General features: G+C 63.0%; 16 protein-coding genes and 1 pseudogene. 3 read left to right on the top strand and 14 right to left on the bottom strand.

The window, feature by feature from the left end:
- Positions 1 to 15: 15 nt before the first annotated feature.
- The 3 genes and pseudogenes from AB3X94_RS04330 to AB3X94_RS04320 all read right to left on the bottom strand — a co-directional run bounded on the left by AB3X94_RS04330 (position 16) and on the right by AB3X94_RS04320 (position 1,591).
- Positions 16 to 381: a PQQ-binding-like beta-propeller repeat protein gene (locus AB3X94_RS04330; protein WP_281375091.1), complete on the bottom strand. Its 366-nt coding sequence runs from the start codon at positions 379 to 381 to the stop codon at positions 16 to 18.
- Between the two features lie 462 nt (positions 382 to 843).
- A pseudogene (locus AB3X94_RS04325) lies at positions 844 to 1,152 on the bottom strand (hypothetical protein); the annotation flags it as partial.
- A 55-nt stretch (positions 1,153 to 1,207) separates the two neighbouring features.
- The gene (locus tag AB3X94_RS04320) at positions 1,208 to 1,591 is read right to left on the bottom strand and encodes a hypothetical protein (protein WP_368610861.1); all 384 of its coding nucleotides are present in this window, start codon (positions 1,589 to 1,591) and stop codon (positions 1,208 to 1,210) included.
- A 149-nt stretch (positions 1,592 to 1,740) separates the two neighbouring features.
- Here AB3X94_RS04320 and AB3X94_RS04315 point away from each other — a divergent pair, with 149 nt between their 5' ends.
- Together AB3X94_RS04315 and AB3X94_RS04310 are read left to right on the top strand one after the other, a co-directional pair.
- Complete coding sequence (locus AB3X94_RS04315) at positions 1,741 to 2,613, top strand: GyrI-like domain-containing protein (RefSeq protein WP_368610860.1); 873 nt, start codon at positions 1,741 to 1,743, stop codon at positions 2,611 to 2,613.
- A gap of 355 nt (positions 2,614 to 2,968) precedes the next feature.
- Entirely contained in the window at positions 2,969 to 4,333 is a 1,365-nt protein-coding gene (locus tag AB3X94_RS04310) for an MFS transporter (protein ID WP_368610859.1), read from the top strand.
- Between the two features lie 58 nt (positions 4,334 to 4,391).
- On the opposite strand, the gene AB3X94_RS04305 is transcribed toward AB3X94_RS04310, so the two are convergent.
- Together AB3X94_RS04305 and AB3X94_RS04300 are read right to left on the bottom strand one after the other, a co-directional pair.
- Entirely contained in the window at positions 4,392 to 5,225 is an 834-nt protein-coding gene (locus tag AB3X94_RS04305) for an AraC family transcriptional regulator (protein ID WP_176106984.1), read from the bottom strand.
- A 45-nt stretch (positions 5,226 to 5,270) separates the two neighbouring features.
- Positions 5,271 to 6,764 (bottom strand): DHA2 family efflux MFS transporter permease subunit, encoded by a 1,494-nt coding sequence (locus tag AB3X94_RS04300; RefSeq protein WP_368610858.1) that lies wholly within the window; start codon positions 6,762 to 6,764, stop codon positions 5,271 to 5,273.
- A 315-nt stretch (positions 6,765 to 7,079) separates the two neighbouring features.
- Between AB3X94_RS04300 and AB3X94_RS04295 the strand changes: the two genes are divergently transcribed.
- Entirely contained in the window at positions 7,080 to 7,457 is a 378-nt protein-coding gene (locus AB3X94_RS04295) for a hypothetical protein (RefSeq protein ID WP_368610857.1), read from the top strand.
- Between the two features lie 8 nt (positions 7,458 to 7,465).
- Here the strand turns inward: AB3X94_RS04295 and AB3X94_RS04290 are convergent, their stop codons facing one another.
- From AB3X94_RS04290 to AB3X94_RS04250, 9 genes are all read right to left on the bottom strand, one after another.
- The gene (locus AB3X94_RS04290; protein ID WP_368610856.1) at positions 7,466 to 8,689 is read right to left on the bottom strand and encodes a dienelactone hydrolase family protein; all 1,224 of its coding nucleotides are present in this window, start codon (positions 8,687 to 8,689) and stop codon (positions 7,466 to 7,468) included.
- 33 nt (positions 8,690 to 8,722) lie between these two features.
- A complete protein-coding gene (locus AB3X94_RS04285) occupies positions 8,723 to 10,363 on the bottom strand; it encodes an AMP-binding protein (RefSeq protein ID WP_368610855.1) in 1,641 nt (546 codons plus the stop codon).
- 84 nt (positions 10,364 to 10,447) lie between these two features.
- Positions 10,448 to 10,846, bottom strand: coding sequence for a RidA family protein (locus AB3X94_RS04280; protein WP_176106979.1), 399 nt, complete (start codon positions 10,844 to 10,846; stop codon positions 10,448 to 10,450).
- Complete coding sequence (locus AB3X94_RS04275; protein ID WP_176120955.1) at positions 10,846 to 11,286, bottom strand: thioesterase family protein; 441 nt, start codon at positions 11,284 to 11,286, stop codon at positions 10,846 to 10,848. The genes AB3X94_RS04280 and AB3X94_RS04275 overlap by 1 nt, the downstream gene beginning before the upstream one ends.
- Positions 11,283 to 12,494 carry an acyl-CoA dehydrogenase family protein gene (locus AB3X94_RS04270; protein ID WP_368610854.1) on the bottom strand — a complete coding sequence of 404 codons (1,212 nt, stop codon included), beginning with the start codon at positions 12,492 to 12,494 and terminating at the stop codon, positions 11,283 to 11,285. The genes AB3X94_RS04275 and AB3X94_RS04270 overlap by 4 nt, the downstream gene beginning before the upstream one ends.
- A 1-nt stretch (position 12,495) precedes the next feature.
- A complete protein-coding gene (locus AB3X94_RS04265; protein ID WP_176106976.1) occupies positions 12,496 to 13,347 on the bottom strand; it encodes an enoyl-CoA hydratase family protein in 852 nt (283 codons plus the stop codon).
- A gap of 19 nt (positions 13,348 to 13,366) precedes the next feature.
- Complete coding sequence (locus tag AB3X94_RS04260) at positions 13,367 to 13,921, bottom strand: MarR family winged helix-turn-helix transcriptional regulator (protein ID WP_176106975.1); 555 nt, start codon at positions 13,919 to 13,921, stop codon at positions 13,367 to 13,369.
- Positions 13,918 to 14,691 (bottom strand): SDR family NAD(P)-dependent oxidoreductase, encoded by a 774-nt coding sequence (locus tag AB3X94_RS04255; protein ID WP_368610853.1) that lies wholly within the window; start codon positions 14,689 to 14,691, stop codon positions 13,918 to 13,920. Before AB3X94_RS04255 ends, AB3X94_RS04260 begins: the two co-directional genes overlap by 4 nt.
- Positions 14,688 to 17,072 (bottom strand): bifunctional salicylyl-CoA 5-hydroxylase/oxidoreductase, encoded by a 2,385-nt coding sequence (locus AB3X94_RS04250; RefSeq protein ID WP_368610852.1) that lies wholly within the window; start codon positions 17,070 to 17,072, stop codon positions 14,688 to 14,690. The genes AB3X94_RS04255 and AB3X94_RS04250 overlap by 4 nt, the downstream gene beginning before the upstream one ends.
- Positions 17,073 to 17,297: the final 225 nt, after the last annotated feature.

The following is a 17,297-nucleotide window of genomic DNA, read 5'->3' as shown; positions in this document are numbered from 1 at the left end:
GGCCTTTGGCGTTTCCTACAGACCGAAGGCGAACAATTTTTGCGGCCCCGGTCCGTTCGTTGAACCAGAGCCCCAGAACACCACGCCGTCCGCAACGGCCGGTCCGGCATTGCACGCGCCGCCGCTATCGAATGACCACAGTACTTTTCCGTTGGAAGAATCGAGCGCGTACATCGTGCCTTTCGTGTAGTCGAGATTGCATCCGAACACCACGCCATTCGCGACACTGACCGCTGCCTCCGCGCGGCTTCCGAGTGGGTCCGGCGTGGTCCACTTCACCGCGCCGGAATTCGCGTTGAGCGATGCCCAGCCGCCCGACGTGGTTGTGCCGCCGCCGTTCGCCAACTGCCATACGCCTGGCGTCGTGCCCGAGCCGGTCATCCCGCTGTTCGATGCCGCAACGTAAATAAACTGGCCGTCGTTGGCCGATCCCCACTGCAGACCGCCTGTGAGTCCGCCGGGGGCGACCTGGGTGGACCAACGCAGTGCGCCCGTTTCTTCATCGAAGGCCCAGAACATCCCGCTCTTTTGTCCCGCGCCGACCAGTCGGCCGGCATTGCCATTGCCACCGAAGAGCATCGGCCCTTGCGCGAAGTCCCAGTCCGGACCCTGCGGATTGGGGCAGTTGGCATTCGGCGGAAGAGTGAAGACGCCCGGCACGTTGAGGCCGCAGCCGACATTCCACGTGTCGTACGGCAGTCCGCGCGCGGACCATTTGACTGCGCCCGTCGTCATGTCCAGCGCGAGGATCGAGTCGAAGTGGTCGTTCGGGTCGATGCACGATGTCGGCGTGCCGCCGCTGTTCATGCAATCGAGTACGGCCTGAGGTACTGCCCAGTTGTTGCCGGAACCCATGAACACCGTATTGCGATCGACGTCGACGGCGCCCGTGCTTCCCCAGACGGAGCCGCCGTAATAACCCGTCGGCATCGTGTATGTCTGCCACTTGATTGCGCCGGTCGCGACCTCGAGCGCGACGACGCTGCCGCGGAAACTCCACTGCCACGCAGGCGGGGGGGCATAGGCGGCCATCAATTCTTCGTTCGATTTCGTTCCTACGAAAGCCGTACCGTTCGCGATGACGGCGGACTGCGTGACCATTGAATACGTGGTTGGATCGACTTGGGTGTGCCAAAGCCGCAGGCCGGTGTTCTTGTCGACGGCAAAGGGAGGCTTGCCGGGTTCGCCGGTAAGAGTGTGACGCGCTTCAAGCCTCCGGCAATACCGACTTTCCGCGCCGCTTTTTCGGCTTTGGTTCCACCCCCACTCGCGGGTCCCGCTCCAGAACGAGCGCCGTCAACTGCTCGACAGTGTCTTCAAACGCAGGGTCCTCCTGCGGCACATAGAGCCACTTCCCGAGTACCGGGTGAGGCCGCAATGCAGGCAGATCGGTAATCAGCGCAGCATGGCGTTCCTGCGATGTACAAACGAGCAGCCCATTCCACGGCTTATCGCGATCGGCCGCGACCAGACACAACAGGCCGTCGATATACGCGGCATCGCTGCCAAACATCCGCCGGCGCAGATAAGTCGGATCGCGTTCGAACGCGTCGAAGATCCAGATGAGCGAATTGCTGATCGAAGAGGGCATCGGCGGATAATCTCAGGAAGCGAGGCAAAGGAATAAGTTTACGCAGATTCTCCAGGCTCGGCAGCGAGCCAATCGAAGATCGAGCAAGTCCGGCTAGGTAAGATGTGTCCAACCTCGGCGACCATATCGGAACTCGCACGATCCAGACCATGCTAACTCACACAAACGCCACCGCCGCTTACGCTAAACGCTTCGAAACCGTTCTCGCCTATATCGACGCAAACCTCGAGGGCGATCTGTCGGTCGACGCGCTAAGCCGTATCGCAAACTTCTCGATGTTTCATTTCCATCGACAGTTTGTCGCGTATGTCGGCGTGCCCGTCGCACGCTACGTGCAGTTGATGCGCTTGCGTCGCGCGGCTCACCGCCTCGCGTCGCGGGCGTCGTGCTCGGTTCTCGATGCCGCGCTCGACGCCGGCTTCGACAGTCCCGAAGCCTTCAGCCGCGCGTTCAAGCGTGCGTTCGGCATGGCGCCGAGCGCGTTTCGACGGCATCCAGCATGGCAGTTCTGGAGTGCGAGTTTTATTGTTCCCTATCTTTCGAGGAGACTGACCATGCAAGTGAAAATCGTCGATTTTGCGGAAACCCGGGTTGCCGCGCTCGAGCATTGTGGTTCACCTGGACTCGTCAACGAGAGTGCGCGCAAGTTCATCGATTGGCGTATTCAAAGCGGACAATCGCCGGTGGGGTCGAGCAGGACCTTCGGCATCCCGCACGGCAATCCGGACACCGTGCCAGCGGAGGAATTCCGCTTCGATATCTGCGGAGAGATCGACGAGCCGGTCGCACCGAATCGCTATGGCGTGCGCGAACTCGTCATGCCGGGCGGACGGTGCGCAGTGGTGCGACACACGGGATCGACCGATCACATCGGCGAGACGATCTACCCGATCTATCGCGACTGGCTGCCTCCGAGTGGAGAAGAGTTGCGAGATCATCCGCTGTTTTTCCACTACCTGAGCGTCTATCCTGAGACGCCACTCGATCAATGGCAGACGGATATCTACATTCCGTTGGTGTGACTAGGGGAACGGAGGCGATGAGCATATGAGATGCCTAACCGTTCTGCGCGTGGTCTCCGAAGTTTGGGTTCATTCGGGCTCCGATCCAATTTTCGCGTCGGTATCAATTGCATTGAAGCGATGATTGACGGATTGTAGATGCGGCAAAAAATGCAATTGCGGAATGTATCTTGGAAACAAAGCCCCGATCTCTGCGAATAATGTTGCAGATACGGGTTTTCATCGATCCAGGCTCTCGGCCATGACAGAAGCCGAAAGGCGGTTCCGCTTTCGGCATCTCGCCTAATCACCGGAACCACCCAATACCCTGGGTGTCAACTGAGGATGTCACCCGTCCATTTTGGGGAGATATCAAATGGCTGCCACGCAATCTGGGGCTATGCCCCTCTCCGATGAGGAGGCACGGCGCCAGTTGCGCCGCGCTGTCATCGCCAGCACGATTGGTACCACGATCGAATGGTATGACTTCTTCCTGTACAGCACGGTCACTGGTCTGGTATTCGCGAAGCTGTTTTTTCCTGAATCGGACCCGCTCGTCGGCACACTCCAGGCTTTTCTGATTTACGCCGTCGGCTTTATCGCGCGGCCGGTGGGCGCGGCGATTTTCGGCCACTATGGCGATCGCATCGGACGTAAAGCAACGTTGATCGTGACGCTATTGCTGATGGGAGTCGCGACATTCGCCGTCGGCTTCGTTCCGACCTACGCGTCGATCGGCATCTGGGGGGCCATCGCGCTCACGGCTCTGCGCTTTATTCAGGGTGTGGGCGTGGGAGGCGAATGGGGCGGTTCTGTGCTGATGTCGATGGAATGGGCACGCACCAACAAGCACCGGGGTTTCGTCGCGTCGTGGCCGCAGTTCGGCGTACCGGCGGGATTGTTCGTCGCGAATCTGGTGGTACTGGCCACCAGTCGGATCTCCGGTAGCGCATTTCTCACGTGGGGCTGGCGAGTGCCGTTTTTCCTCAGTATTGCGCTGGTCGCGATTGGCCTTTATATCCGCTTGAGTATCCTCGAGACGCCGATCTTCGCGAAGCTTCTCGCTGAGCGCAGGATCGAAAAGGCGCCAATGCGTGAAGTCTTGCGCCGGCAGCCGAAAGACATTCTTCTGTCGGCTCTTGCGCGTATGGCCGAACAGGCGCCTTTCTATATTTTCACGGCTTTTATCTTCACCTATGGCGTGATGAGCCTGGGCGTTACACGCGATCTGTTGCTCACCGCGGTGCTGGCTGCTTCGGTGCTGGAATTCTTCACGATTCCGTTGTTCGGTCACGTGTCCGATCTGATCGGACGCCGACGCATGTACGTGATAGGCGCCGCTGCTGTCGGGCTATTCGGTTTCCTGTACTTCTTCATGGTCGGAACTCATAACCCGGGATGGATCTTCGCGGCGATCGTGCTTTCGCTGGTGCCGCACGCAATGATGTATGGTCCCCAAGCCGCGTTGATCGCAGAATCGTTCACGGGGCGCTTGCGCTACAGCGGCGCGTCGATGGGATACCAGTTGGCTTCCGTCATCGCTGGCGGTCCGGCACCGTTGATTGCGACCGCGCTTTATGCTTACTTCCATTCGGGATTTGCGGTGGCGTGGTATGTGTTCGTGTGTGCGGTGATTAGCGTGGCCGCCGCTATGCGATTGAGCGATTACACGAATAAGGACATTTCGCGGGAATACGACGACGTGCATGCATTGCATGATCGGGGACACGCCACTCCGTGATCGATCAGGCGGATGGCCGGTCGCAGCGGCCATCCGCGGCCATCCGCCGAATCAGGCATCAGCTTTTCAGCGGCAACCAGACTTCGACTCCACCCATTCCCGTCACCGGATCGAACTGCTCGCCGTACCGTTCGAAATGCGGTGCATCGGCAGGCACGTGCCCTGATGCGGGCAACCACTGATTCCAGATCGTATTCATCGTGCGACGAATGCCCGAGATGTGCTCGCGATGACTGAACACCGCATAGCGTTGCGCCGCGATGCGTACGCGACTCAGCTCCGGCGGCAATGCGGAAAAATCGCTGACTTCGACGCCGCACATATAGTCGAAGTTGCCCAATTCGTCGGCGTTATAGCCAACGCCATAAGCCACCTTGCCGACCTGTCCCGGCACCCTGCCGTACCAGGCGCCAAAGCGCTGCCATTGAGAGGGAATCGCCTTGCTGGTCTCGCACGTATAGCGCTCGCTCAGTCCAGCGATGAGAAGCGGCTTGCCGTCTTCGAAGCGCGGCGGTTCCAGATGGGTCAGAAGGGTTTCGTCCATTTTGATCGGCTCCACGATGCTCAGGTTGTCGAGATGACCCCGCGCGCGCAGCGCATCGGGCGTGAGCCCGAACTGGTCGCGAAACGCGCGCGTGAATGCTTCGTGAGAGCCGTAGCCGGCGTCGAGGGCGACCGCGAGGATGTCGGGCGCACCATCCGCGAGACGTCGTGCGGCCTCGCTCAAACGCCGTGCGCGAACGTAGCGCATCACCGGCATCCCGGTGGCCGCTTCGAACGCGCGGGCGAGGTGAAAGCGCGATACGCAGCCACCGCGGGCGATGTCGTCGAGCGTCAATTCGCCCGCGAAGTGGCTTTCGATATACCAGAGCGCTTTTCCAACCGGGTTCATCTCAGTTCTCATGTCAGCATGAAGCCAGCATAGTCAGCGGCGAACTCAGGCATTTGATCGTGCTTGCTGTTTTGCAGTCGTGGCGGAGGGTCGGGGCGACTCCACCACGTCACTCCGCGCGCTCGCAGCGCCGCCCGCTTGCCCCGGCCTCAGCAACAGGCCGCCCAGCACGCCGGCCGCCGCCGCAAAGACCGCCCCAAACAGAAACGCGACGTGATACCCGCTGTTCAGCGCGGCCGCCGCGCTCGACGACGCCTGCATTGCCTCACTACGCGCCGCGGCAAGACTCGCGAGCACCGCGAGCCCGAGCGCCCCGCCCATCATGAACGACGTATTGACGATGCCCGACGCGAGGCCCGAATCGGCGGGATCGACATCGCTCATCGCGGCGAGCAGCAGCGGGTTGAATGCGATGCCGGCGCCGAAGCCGAGCAGCAACATGCCGGGCAACACGTCGGGGACGAAGCTGCCGCCGACGGGCGCGCGCGCGAACAGCGCGAGCCCGCATGCAGCGATCAGCAGGCCCGCCGCGAGCGGCCCGCGCAGCCCGAAGCGCATCACCACACGCGCCGACAATCCCAGCGAAAAGAGTCCCATGATCAGATTCGCGGGCAGAAACGCGAGCCCCACCTGCAACGGCCGGTACCCGAGCACGCGCTGCAGATACAGCGCCGAAATAAAGAACCACGCGAACATCGCGGCCGCCCACAACACGCCGACCACGTTCGCGGTCGCGACATTGCGCAAACGCAGCAGACCGAGTGGCATCAACGGATGTTCGACTCTCGCCTCGATTGCGAGGAACACCGCAAGCAGCGCGAGCGCGACGCACAGCAGGCCGAGCGTTTGCGCAGAAGTCCAGCCCGCTTCGTTGCCGTTGACGATTGCATAGACCGCCAGCATCAGCGATGCGGTCACGCTGAGCGCACCGGCCACGTCGAGCCGTTCGCCGTGCGCGTGTCCGCGCGCGGCGGGCAAGAGCGCGAGGCACAGCGCGTACACCGCAATGCCGATCGGCAGGTTGACCAGAAAGATCCAGTGCCAGCTCAGCAGATTGGTGAGCAGTCCGCCGAGCAGCACGCCGATGCTGCCGCCGCCCGCGCAGACGAAGCCATACACGCCCATCGCTTTCGCGCGTTCACCCGGTTCGGTGAACAGATTCATGATCAGCGACAACGAGACCGCCGAGACGATCGCACCACCCAGGCCCTGCACGCCGCGCGCGGCGACCAGCAGCACTTGCGAATTCGCGAGGCCGCAGGCGAGCGAAGCGAGCGTGAAGAGCGTAATGCCGCACAGGAACAGCTTGCGGTGTCCGTACAGATCGCCAAGCCGTCCCCCGAGCAGCAGACAGCCGCCGAACGTCAGCATGTAGGCGTTGACGACCCATACGAGGGAGGTTTCGCTAAAGCCGAGATCGGCGGCGATGGACGGCAGCGCGACGTTCACGATGGTCGTGTCGAGCACGATCATCAGCACGCCGAGGCAGAGCACGATCAGTGCGAGCCAACGTTGCTTGCCGTGGAGGGAGTGGGTCATGCGGGTGCCCCTTTACGCGGATTTACGCGGATTCGGTCGATCACCGACGATGGGTTTTCGAGTCTAGCACCCGCGCATTTCGCGTCCAACTACGAAATCCTGGGCGGCAGCTCTTCGGATCGCGCCCATAACGCTTGATCTCGTAGGGGACGCCGTGTTTCTTCGAGCCGCCCGCGGTGATGGTTGGCGACGTGTACTACCCGGTTCACAATAAGGACTTTAGAGAGTAGTCAATAAAACACAACGAGGAGGTGACCGCGTGATCTATTCGGATCGAAAGTTTGTTCGAATCGACCCATCGATCAAGGTGTACTTATGAAACACGGGCGATCGATCGGACTGGCTGCGGTAGTGCTTGCAATGATGTTTGCCGTACTTCTCGTCGCGACGCACACCGATACCGGGAATGCGAGCGAATGCATCAAAAGCACGTCAAAAAACGGCCGCTACATTGCAGAACGATGCCTGCTCCAATGGCGAGGCGGCAACGACCCGGACTATCGCGGTCAGGTCTACGACGCTGTCTCAGGCAAACTGCTGGTGCACAGAACCTTCAGCACGCCCGTTCCTGAATTGATTTGGCTGGACGACGAAGGCGTTTCAATTTCCCGCGGCGACGACGACGCGTCGTTTGTAAAACTGCCGCCGTCATTCTATGACCGGATGATCGCCCGATTTTCATCGAGGGAATGACCACATCCTCAAACCTTAGACTTACCCCCCATCAACCCATTCGACGGCAAAGTCTCATCCAGCAACTTCCTCGCACTCTCAATCCCCGCCACCGGCAAACCCTCCGGATCGAGCAACCCCACCTGCACGAGCACCGAAGCCTGATCCCAATAGATGTGCTCGTTATAAAGCTTGTCACCGCGGAAGCACACCACGGCGAGCATCGGCACCTCGAAGTACTTGCCGGTCGGCGCGACGCCCGGCAGCAGCCAGTCGATCTCGCAGCTATGCGTGCAACTGAAAATGAACTCATCGACGACGCGATCCGAGCCGATCGTGCGCGAAATCGGGATCAGCTTCGTATCGGGCGGATTCGAGTTGACGAAATGGTGCGTGTAAAAGCGCTTCAGATTGTCATGCCCGACACCGCCCGTCATCGTCGGCACGTGATTGACGTAGGGCTCGGCGACCATCGTCGGCATCACCGCATCGACGTCGCGTGTCGCGAACTCGTGATAGCAATGCGCTTCCCACAGCGCGTTCAGATCGTAGACTGGACCGAGCACCTTGCGCAGCAGCGCGAGCGTGCGCGAGTACGCCATCATCGCGGCCGGCTTGTCGTACTGCTTGCGCTGCGGCGCGGCGAACGCGTGATCGCAGCCGGGATACACGTATTGCTCGATCTGCGGCCGCGTACGCAGTGCGGCGCCAATGCGTTCGCGCGTTTCGGGCGGGCAGTGCGCGTCGTTTTCAGGGAAGTGGAACACCATCGGGCAGTTGATTGCCGATACTTCGTCGAGATGCGCGTCAAGCCCCACGCCGTAATAGCTGACCGCGCAATCGACTTCGGTGCGCGCCGCGCTCAAAAACGCGAGCTTGCCGCCGAGGCAGTAGCCGACCACGCCCACCTTACCAGCCTGCTCGGGCAGTTCGCGCAACGTGGCGATCGTGGCGGCGATGTCCTTCACGGCGACATCCGTATCGAACTGCCCCAGATAGCCGAGCGCCTGTTTCATATCGGCGTCGCCGTAGCCAAGCGAAATGCCCGGCTTGATGCGCCAGAACAGATCGGGCACGAGCACGACGTAGCCTTCTTCGGCGTAGCGATCGGCGGTCGCCTTCATCGTGTCATTGACGCCGAAGATTTCCTGCAGCAGCACGAGCCCCGGGCCCGAGCCGTGCGCGGGGCGCGCGACGTAAGCGTTGAAACGGCCGCCATCGTGGACGAGGACTTCGATGAAAGAGCCGGCCATGCGGTCTGTCTCCAGTCTTATGATAGATACGGGTTACGTCATCATGCGCAACTCGAAACGTTTGAGCTTGCCCGTTTCGGTGCGCGGTAGCGCGCCGACGAACGTGATGACGCGGGGATATTTATACGGCGCGACGTTATTCTTAACGAAATCCTGCAGTTGCGCGACCAGTTTATCGTCGGCCGTGTAGCCGGGGTTCACCACGACAAAGGCCCGGACGATCTGCCCGCGCGTTTCGTCGGGCACGCCGATCACGCCGCATTCGGCTACCGCCTCGTGCTGCATCAGCACGCTTTCCACCTCGGGGCCGGAAATGTTGTAGCCGGCCGACACGATCATGTCGTCGGCGCGCGCCTGGTAGAACACGTAGCCGTCCGCGTCCAGATAGACCGAATCGCCCGGCAGGTTCCAGCCGTCGCGCACGAAGCGCAACTGTCGTTCGTCCGCCAGGTAGCGGCAGCCGGTCGGGCCGCGCACTGCGAGCTTGCCGATCGTGCCGGGCGGCACGGGTTGCATGTCGTCGTCGACGGCTTGCACGACGTAGCCCGGCACCGCGCGGCCGATCGCGTGAGGCCGGATCTCCGCGCCTTGCGACGAAACGAAGATGTGGATCAGCTCGGTGCCGCCGATGCCGTCGATCATGTCGATGCCAGTCGCGTCGCGCCACAGAATCCGCGTCGAATCGGGCAGCGCCTCGCCGGCCGACACGGTCTTCTTCAGCGACGACACGTCGTGTTGCGCGACGAGCGGCGCCATCTGCCGATAGAACGTCGGCGCGGTGAACATCACGGTCGCATGAAAACGTTCGACCACGTCGAGCAAGGTCTGCGGCGTGAGCTTTTCGACGAGCACCGTCGACGCACCGACGCGCAGCGGAAAGCACAGCAGGCCGCCGAGCCCGAACGTGAACGCGAGCGGCGGCGTGCCGCAGAAGATGTCGCTCGCGGAAGGCTTCAGCACATGACGCGGGAACAGATCGCACATCGCGATCATGTCGCGATGGAAATGCATGCAGCCTTTCGGCGCGCCGGTCGTGCCGCTCGTGAACGCGATCAGGCAGACGTCGTCGGCGGCGGTGTCGCATGCGGTGAAGTGCTCGGACTTGTGGGCGGCGAGCGTCTCGAGCGAATCGGCGGAATCGTCGTGAAAGCGGCGCGTCTGCTTCAGCACTGCGCAGTAGAACTCGTCGCGCGGATTCGTGCAGCGCTCGAGTTCCGCGCTCAGGCGCGCGTCGCAAAGCGCGGCGCTGACCTGCGCTTTCTCGATGATCTGCTTGAGTTCCTTCGCGCGCAGCAGCGGCATGGTCGGCACCACGACGAGCCCCGCCTTCAGCGCCGCGAGTGTGGCGACGGCCATCTGCAACGTGTTCGGTCCACGCAGCAGCACGCGGTTGCCGGGCCGCAAGCCCATTTCATCGACGAGCACATGCGCGCTGCGGTTGACCAGCGCGAGCAGTTCGCCGTACGTGGTCGCCCGCGGCTTGCCGTCCACGTCGGACCAGATCGCCGGCCGGTCGCGATGCCCCGCCTCGATGGTCCGCTCCAGCAGTTCGGTCGCGCAGTTCAGCCGCGGCGGATAGGCGACGTCCGGATTGTCGAGCAGAAAGACGGGCCATTGATCCTGCGGCGGAAGATTGTCGCGCGCGAAAGTATCGACGTGTGCTGACGGTTCCATCATGGTCTCCCGGGGCGTTGAGCCGGAAAATGCGCTTCGTTCGGTGTGAAGGGCTTGCCTGTGCGTTCGATACCTGTATGACGTTCAGTGCGGAATCACCGCGGTGGCTTCGATCTCGACCTTCGCGCGGTCTTCCATCAGCGCGACGACCTGCACCGCGCTCATCGCGATGTCGTAGTCGCCGATCAGCTCGCGAAACACGCGGCCGATGTCCTTCAGCGATGCGAGGTACTCGCGCTTGTCGGTCACGTACCAGGTGAGGCGCACCAGATGTTCGGGCTTGCCTCCCGCTTCGCGCAGCACGGCAAGCAGATTCTTCAGCGCCTGCTCGGACTGCAGCGCGAAATCATCGGAATGGAACTGCGCCTGTTCGTCCCAGCCGATCTGGCCAGCGATGAACACCTGTGTGCCGCCGCTCGCCGCGACGCCGTTCGCATAGCCGCGCGGTTTGACCCAGCCGGCGGGAAGGAGAGCTTTTTTCATCAGCGCTGAGCCTCGATGGGGGAGGGCGATGGAGCGTACGCCGCGAGCGCGCTCGCGATGTCGCCGGGAATATCGATCGATTTCGCGCTGTCGAACGACATGAACACGAGCACCTGTTTCGAACGAAAGCGCGTTTCGCCGTTGCAATGCCCGTGAATCTCGATGCCGATAGAACTGCGGCCGATGGTGTGGACCTCGAGCGTGAGCAGGATCGTTTCGCCCATCTGGCTCGGCCGCGAGAACTCGCAGTCGAGCTTGACGATCGGCAGGCCGATGCGGCGCCGCGCGATCATGTGCGCGTAGTCGATGCGCAGGCCCTCGTTGAACCAGTCTTCGACGAGCACGTTGGTCATCACGAGGTACTGCGGAAAGTACACGATGCCCGCGGGATCGCAGTGCGAGAAGCGGATGCGGACGGGCCGCTCGAACGATGTACTCATTGCGCGTTACCGTTCGCAGCGGCATGCGCCCTCAACAGATCGCGGCCGACGATCAACTGCTGCACTTCGGTCGCGCCTTCGTAAATGCGCAGCGCGCGGATCTCGCGGTACAGCATCTCGACCGCGCTGCCGCTTTGCACACCCATGCCGCCGTAAAGCTGTACGGCTGCGTCGATCACCTGCTGCGCGCCTTCGCTCGCGTGCCACTTCGCCATCGCGGCTTCGCGCGTGACGCTTTCGCCCTGGTCGCGCAGCCACGCGGCCCGATAGACGAGCAGCGCGCTGCTGTCGATCGTCAGCGCCATCTGCGCGAGCTTCGCCTGCGTCAACTGGAAGTCGCCGAGCGTCTGGCCAAACATCTTGCGCGACGCCGCGCGCGCGAGGCCTTCGGCCATCGCATGACGCGCGAAGCCGAGCGATGCGGCCGCCACCGACGTGCGAAAAATATCGAGCGTGCGCATTGCGATCTTGAAGCCTTCGCCGGGCGCGCCGAGCATCTGGCTCTTCGGCACGCGCGCGTTCGTGAAGCGCAGACGCGCGAGCGGATGCGGCGCGATCACGTCGATGCGCTCGGCGATGTCGAGGCCCGGCGTTTCTGCATCCACGATGAATGCGCTGATGCCGCGCGCGCCTGGTGCTTCGCCGGTGCGCGCGAACACCACGTAGAAGTCCGCGATTCCGCCGTTCGATATCCACGTCTTCTCGCCGTCGAGCACGTAGTGGTCGCCCTCTTCGCGTGCGGCCAGCGCCATCGCCGCGACGTCCGAGCCCGCTTGCGGCTCCGACAGCGCGAACGCGGCGATCGCCGTGCCGCTCGCGACGCGCGGCAGATAGCGCGATTTCTGCTCATGCGTGCCGGCGAGCGAGATCGCGCCCGAGCCGAGGCCTTGCATTGCCAGTGCGAAATCGGCGAGGCCCGAATGGCGCGCGAGCGTTTCGCGCAGCAGACACACCGCGCGCGTGTCGATCGTGTCGCCGTGGCCGCCATAAGCGACGCCGCCGACGCCGTATTTCAGCCAGCCGGCCTCACCGAGTTCCCGCACCAGCAGGCGGCAGGTCGCGTCGGTGTCGCCATGATCTTGATGCTTGAGATGCTCGCGGCACCACGCGTCGATGCCGGCCGCGAGTTGGCGATGACGCGGCTCGAAAAACGGCCACGCGAGCGGGTTATGCAAGTCGATCGGCGTGTTCTGATGGTCGGCGCTCAACTCAGTCTCCTTCGAACACCGGACGTGTCTTCGCCGCGAACGCGTCGTACGCGCGCTCGAAGTCGCGCGTGCCCATGCAGATCGCCTGCGCCTGCGCTTCGGATTCGATCGCTTCGTCGATGCTCATGCTCCATTCCTGGTGCAGCATCTTCTTCGTCATGCCGTGCGCGAAGGTCGGGCCGGACGCGAGATCGGCGGCGAGCTTGTGCGCTTCTTCGATGAGCGCGGCCGGGTCGCACAGGCGGTTGTAAAAGCCCCATGCGTGAGCTTCGTCGCCGCTTGCCGAGCGGCCGGTGAACAGCAGTTCGGCGGCGCGTCCCTGGCCGATGATGCGCGGCAGCATCGCGCATGCGCCCATGTCGCAACCGGCGAGGCCGACCCGCGTGAACAGGAACGCGAGCTTGCTGCGCGCGGTGCCGAGGCGCAGATCGGAAGCCATCGCGAGGATTGCGCCGGCGCCCGCGCAGACACCGTCGACGGCCGCGATGATCGGCTGCGGGCAATGGCGCATGGCCTTGACGAGGTCGCCGGTCATGCGCGTGAACAGCAACAGCTCGGGCATCGGCAGATCGATCAGCGGCGCGATGATGTCGTGCACGTCGCCGCCCGAGCAGAAGTTTTCGCCCGCGCCGTGCAGCACGACGGCTTTCACGTCGGTCGCGTACGCGAGGTCGCGGAACAGGTCGCGCAACTCCGCATACGATTCGAAGGTCAGCGGGTTCTTGCGCTCGGGGCGGTTCAGCGTGATCGTCGCGACCTTGCTGGTCACCGACCAGCCGAAGTGCTTCGCCTCGTAGCCCGCCAGGGTCAGGCGGTTGCCGGCCATCAGTGCGTCGGCGGTGGATCGTGTCATGTATGCCTCCAGTGCGAAGTCAGCCTTTCAGGCTGTCGAGCAGATGCCGCTTGAGTTTGCCGAGGTCCTGATGGGTCTTCATCTTTTCGTCGAGGCTCAGGCCGCCGAACATTTCGACGACCCATTGCTCGTGCGCGACGGCCATTTTGTCGAACGCCTTGCGGCCAGCCGTCGTCAGGCACACGCTGATCGAGCGGCGGTCGTTCGGGTCGGTATCGCGCGTGACGAGCCCCTCTTTTTCGAGCTGATCGGTGATGCCGGTGACGTTGCCGCCCGTCACCATCAAACGGCGCGACAGCTCGGTCATCTTCAGGCCTTCGGGATGTCGTTCGAGTTGCGCCATCAGATCGAAACGCGGCAACGTGGTGTCGAATTCGGTGCGCAGACGTTTGCGCAATTCGGCCTGCACGAGGTTGGTGGTGGTCAGCATGCGCAACCACAGACGCAGGCCCATATGGCTGTCCGCACCGGTGCTCATTTCGAGGTCCACGACGTTCTCCGCGGGTTGGGCGACGCCTTTGCGCGACGGTTTCGCATCCGCCGCCGACTTTTTTGCTTGTGTTGATTTGCTCACGTTACTTCCCCACCCGAAATGGAAATGGATTGCCCCGTGATCGCATCCGAGCCGGGGCGGCACAGCCACAACACCGCGTTCGCGACCTGCTCCGGACTCACGAAGCGGCGCTGCGGATTCGAGCGCAGCAGCGTGTCGCGCGCCTCGGCTTCGGTGCGCGAGGTCTTGCTCGTGATCTGTTGGAGCGATGCATGCAGCAGCTCGGTTTCGGTGTAGCCGGGGCACACGGCGTTGACGGTGATGCCGCGCGTCGCGGTTTCGAGCGCGAGCGAGCGCGTGAGACCGATCACGCCGTGCTTCGCGGCGCAATACGCGGCGACGTACGCATAGCCGATCTGCCCCGCGGTGCTTGCGACGTTGACGATACGGCCATAGCCACGCTCGAGCATGCCCGGCAGTACAGCGCGGGTGCCCAGAAACACGCCGGTCAGATTCACGTCGAGCATGCGCTGCCAGAGCGCGAGATCGGTGTGCGTGAACGGCGCGGCCTGCGCCTGCCCCGCGTTGTTGACGAGGATATCGACGGCGCCCGCCTCACCGAATGCGCGCGCCACCGACTCTTCTTGCGTGACGTCCATGCTGATGCACGCGACATCGCCGAGTGCCGCGCATTGTTCGCGCTGCGCTTCGAGGCGTTGTGCGTTGCGGCCCATCAGCGTGACGCGCGCGCCGGCGCGCAGCAGCGCCTGCGCGATGGCTGCGCCGATGCCGCTGCCGCCGCCGGTGACGACCGCGTGTTGGGCGGCGAGAGAGGTGTCTGACGTGTTCACACGGTTCCTTCGGCGCGTTGCGCGCGTTGTTGCGCCGTCAGGCCGGCGTTGGCGATGGCCTGCGCGCGCTCGCGTTCGAGGTTGCGTTCGAGCTGCATTTTCGCGGCGGTGTAGGGCTTCGGCCACGCGATGTCGAGATAGCCGATCTTCGCCGCTTCGTTCAACGTCCACGACGGATTCGCGAGATGCGGACGCGCGATCGCGCACAGGTCCGCGCGGCCCGCCGCGATGATGCTGTTCACGTGGTCCGCTTCGGAAATCGCGCCGACCGCGATCGTCGCGATGCCGGCTTCATTGCGCACGCGATCGGCGAACGGCGTCTGGAACATGCGGCCGAACACGGGCTTTTCTTCCTTGCTGACCTGGCCCGACGACACGTCGATCATGTCCGCGCCGGCGGCCTTGAACGCTTGCGCGATCTTCACGGCGTCGTCGGGCGTGTTGCCGCCTTCGACCCAATCGTGCGCGGAAATCCGCACCGAAATCGGCTTGTCCTGCGGCCACACCGCGCGGATCGCGCTGAATACCTGCAGCGGATAACGCAGACGGTTTTCGAGCGAGCCGCCGTATTCATCGGTACGGTGATTCGTCAGCGGCGACAGAAAGCTCGACAGGAAATAGCCGTGCGCGCAGTGCAATTCGAGCCAGTCGAAACCCGCTTCGATCGACATGCGCGTCGCCTTCACGAACTGCTGCTCGATTGCGCGCAGCTCTTCATGCGTGGCTTCCCGCGAATGCTGGCTGATGCCGCGCAGATACTGCTGCGGCGACGCCGAAACGAGCGGCCAGTTGCCTTCGTCGAGTGGCTGGTCGATGCCTTCCCACGCGACGCGCGTCGAACCTTTCGCGCCGGAGTGGCCGAGCTGGATGCCGATCTTCGCATCCGATTGGAGATGCACCAGATCGACGATGCGCTTCCACGCGGCCAGATGCTCGGGCGCGTACATGCCGGGGCATCCCGGCGTGATGCGCGCTTCGGGCGACACGCAGGTCATCTCGGTCATCACGAGCGCGGCGCCGCCCATTGCGCGCGCGCCGAGATGCATCAGGTGGTAGTCGCCTGCCACGCCATCTACCGCCGAGTACTGCGCCATCGGCGACACCATCACGCGATTCTTCAGCGTGACGCCGCGCACCTTGAAGGGCGTGAACATCGGCGGAATCGAATGTTTGTCCGCCGCGCGCTCGACGCCCGCGCGCTTCGCGAGCCAGTCTTCGAAGCCGGACAGATATTGCGAATCTCTCTCGCGCAGGTTCTCGTGCGAGATGCGCTGCGAGCGCGTGAGCAGCGAATAGGCGAACTGTTCCGGCTCGAACGACGTATAGCGATCGACGTGCTCGAACCATTCGGTCGAATTGCGCGCGGCGTTCTGGATGCGCAGCACGTCGACGCTGCGTACTTCGGCGTAGTGCTTCAACGCTGCGGCCAGATCGTCAGGATGCGAACCCGGATGCGCGCTGATGCTGTTCGCGAGTTCGATCGCGTCTTCTAGCGCGAGCTTGGTGCCAGAGCCGATCGAGAAGTGCGCGGTATGCGCCGCGTCGCCCATCAGCACGATCGGCGTTCGTGTGCCGTTCGCGTTGCGGCGCCAATGCACCCATTCCTTGTTGACGACGCGCGGAAAACGGATCCATTGCGACGAGCCGCGCAGATGCGCCGCGTTGGACATCAGCGCATTGCCGTCGAGGTACTTCGCGAACAGCTTCTCGCAGAACGCGATGCTGTCTTCCTTGCTCATTTCGTCGAGACCGGCGGCGCGCCATACGCGTTCCGGGGTTTCGACGATGAACGTCGAGGTTTGATCGTCGAAGCGGTAGGCGTGCGCCTGGAACCAGCCGAATTCGGTTTCCTCGAACGCGAACGTAAACGCGTCGAACAGCTTCTTCGTGCCGAGCCACACGAAGCGGCAGTCGCGCACGTCGATGTCCGGCTGATAGGTGTGCGCGTATTTCTGACGCACGGCGCTGTTCAGGCCGTCGCTCGCGATGATCAGGTCCGCGTCGTATGCGCTGTCGTCCACGACCTGGGTTTCGAACACGAGCTTCACGCCGAGTTCTTCGCAGCGCGCCTGCAGGATATTCAGCAGGCGTCTGCGACCGATGCCGCAAAAGCCGTGGCCCGACGAACGCACGCTGCGGCCGCGGAAGTGGATCTCGATGTCGTCCCAGTGATTGAACGCGTCGAGGATCGCCTCGGCGCTCGGGGCGTCGGCGGCGCGCAGATTGCCGAGCGTCTGGTCGGAGAACACGACGCCCCAGCCGAAGGTGTCGTAGGGGCGGTTGCGCTCGATCACCGTGACTTCATAGCCGGGGTTGCGCTTCTTCATCAACAGACCGAAGTACAAACCGGCCGGGCCGCCCCCGATACAGACTATGCGCATGCTGGTTCCCCAAAATGAACTCCGCGTTGAGATTAATTTAGGTTTTGATAGTTTAGATGTCAAGTAAATTTCGGGAGTGCCAGCATGGAGGAATTTAGCCCGCATAAATCCGCAGACGATGCTCGTGCGGCTGCGCGGTCGGCGGGCAGCGAGATGAATGCACCCCATCCAGGCAAATCAATCGTGACGATGCGTCGGCACGCGCGGCGTCGACACATGACGCCG

This window comes from Paraburkholderia sp. BR10923 (assembly GCF_040948765.1).
GTDB lineage: Bacteria > Pseudomonadota > Gammaproteobacteria > Burkholderiales > Burkholderiaceae > Paraburkholderia > Paraburkholderia youngii.
Note: the sequence above shows the minus strand (reverse complement) of the source record. Positions and strands in the feature narration are given on the sequence as shown.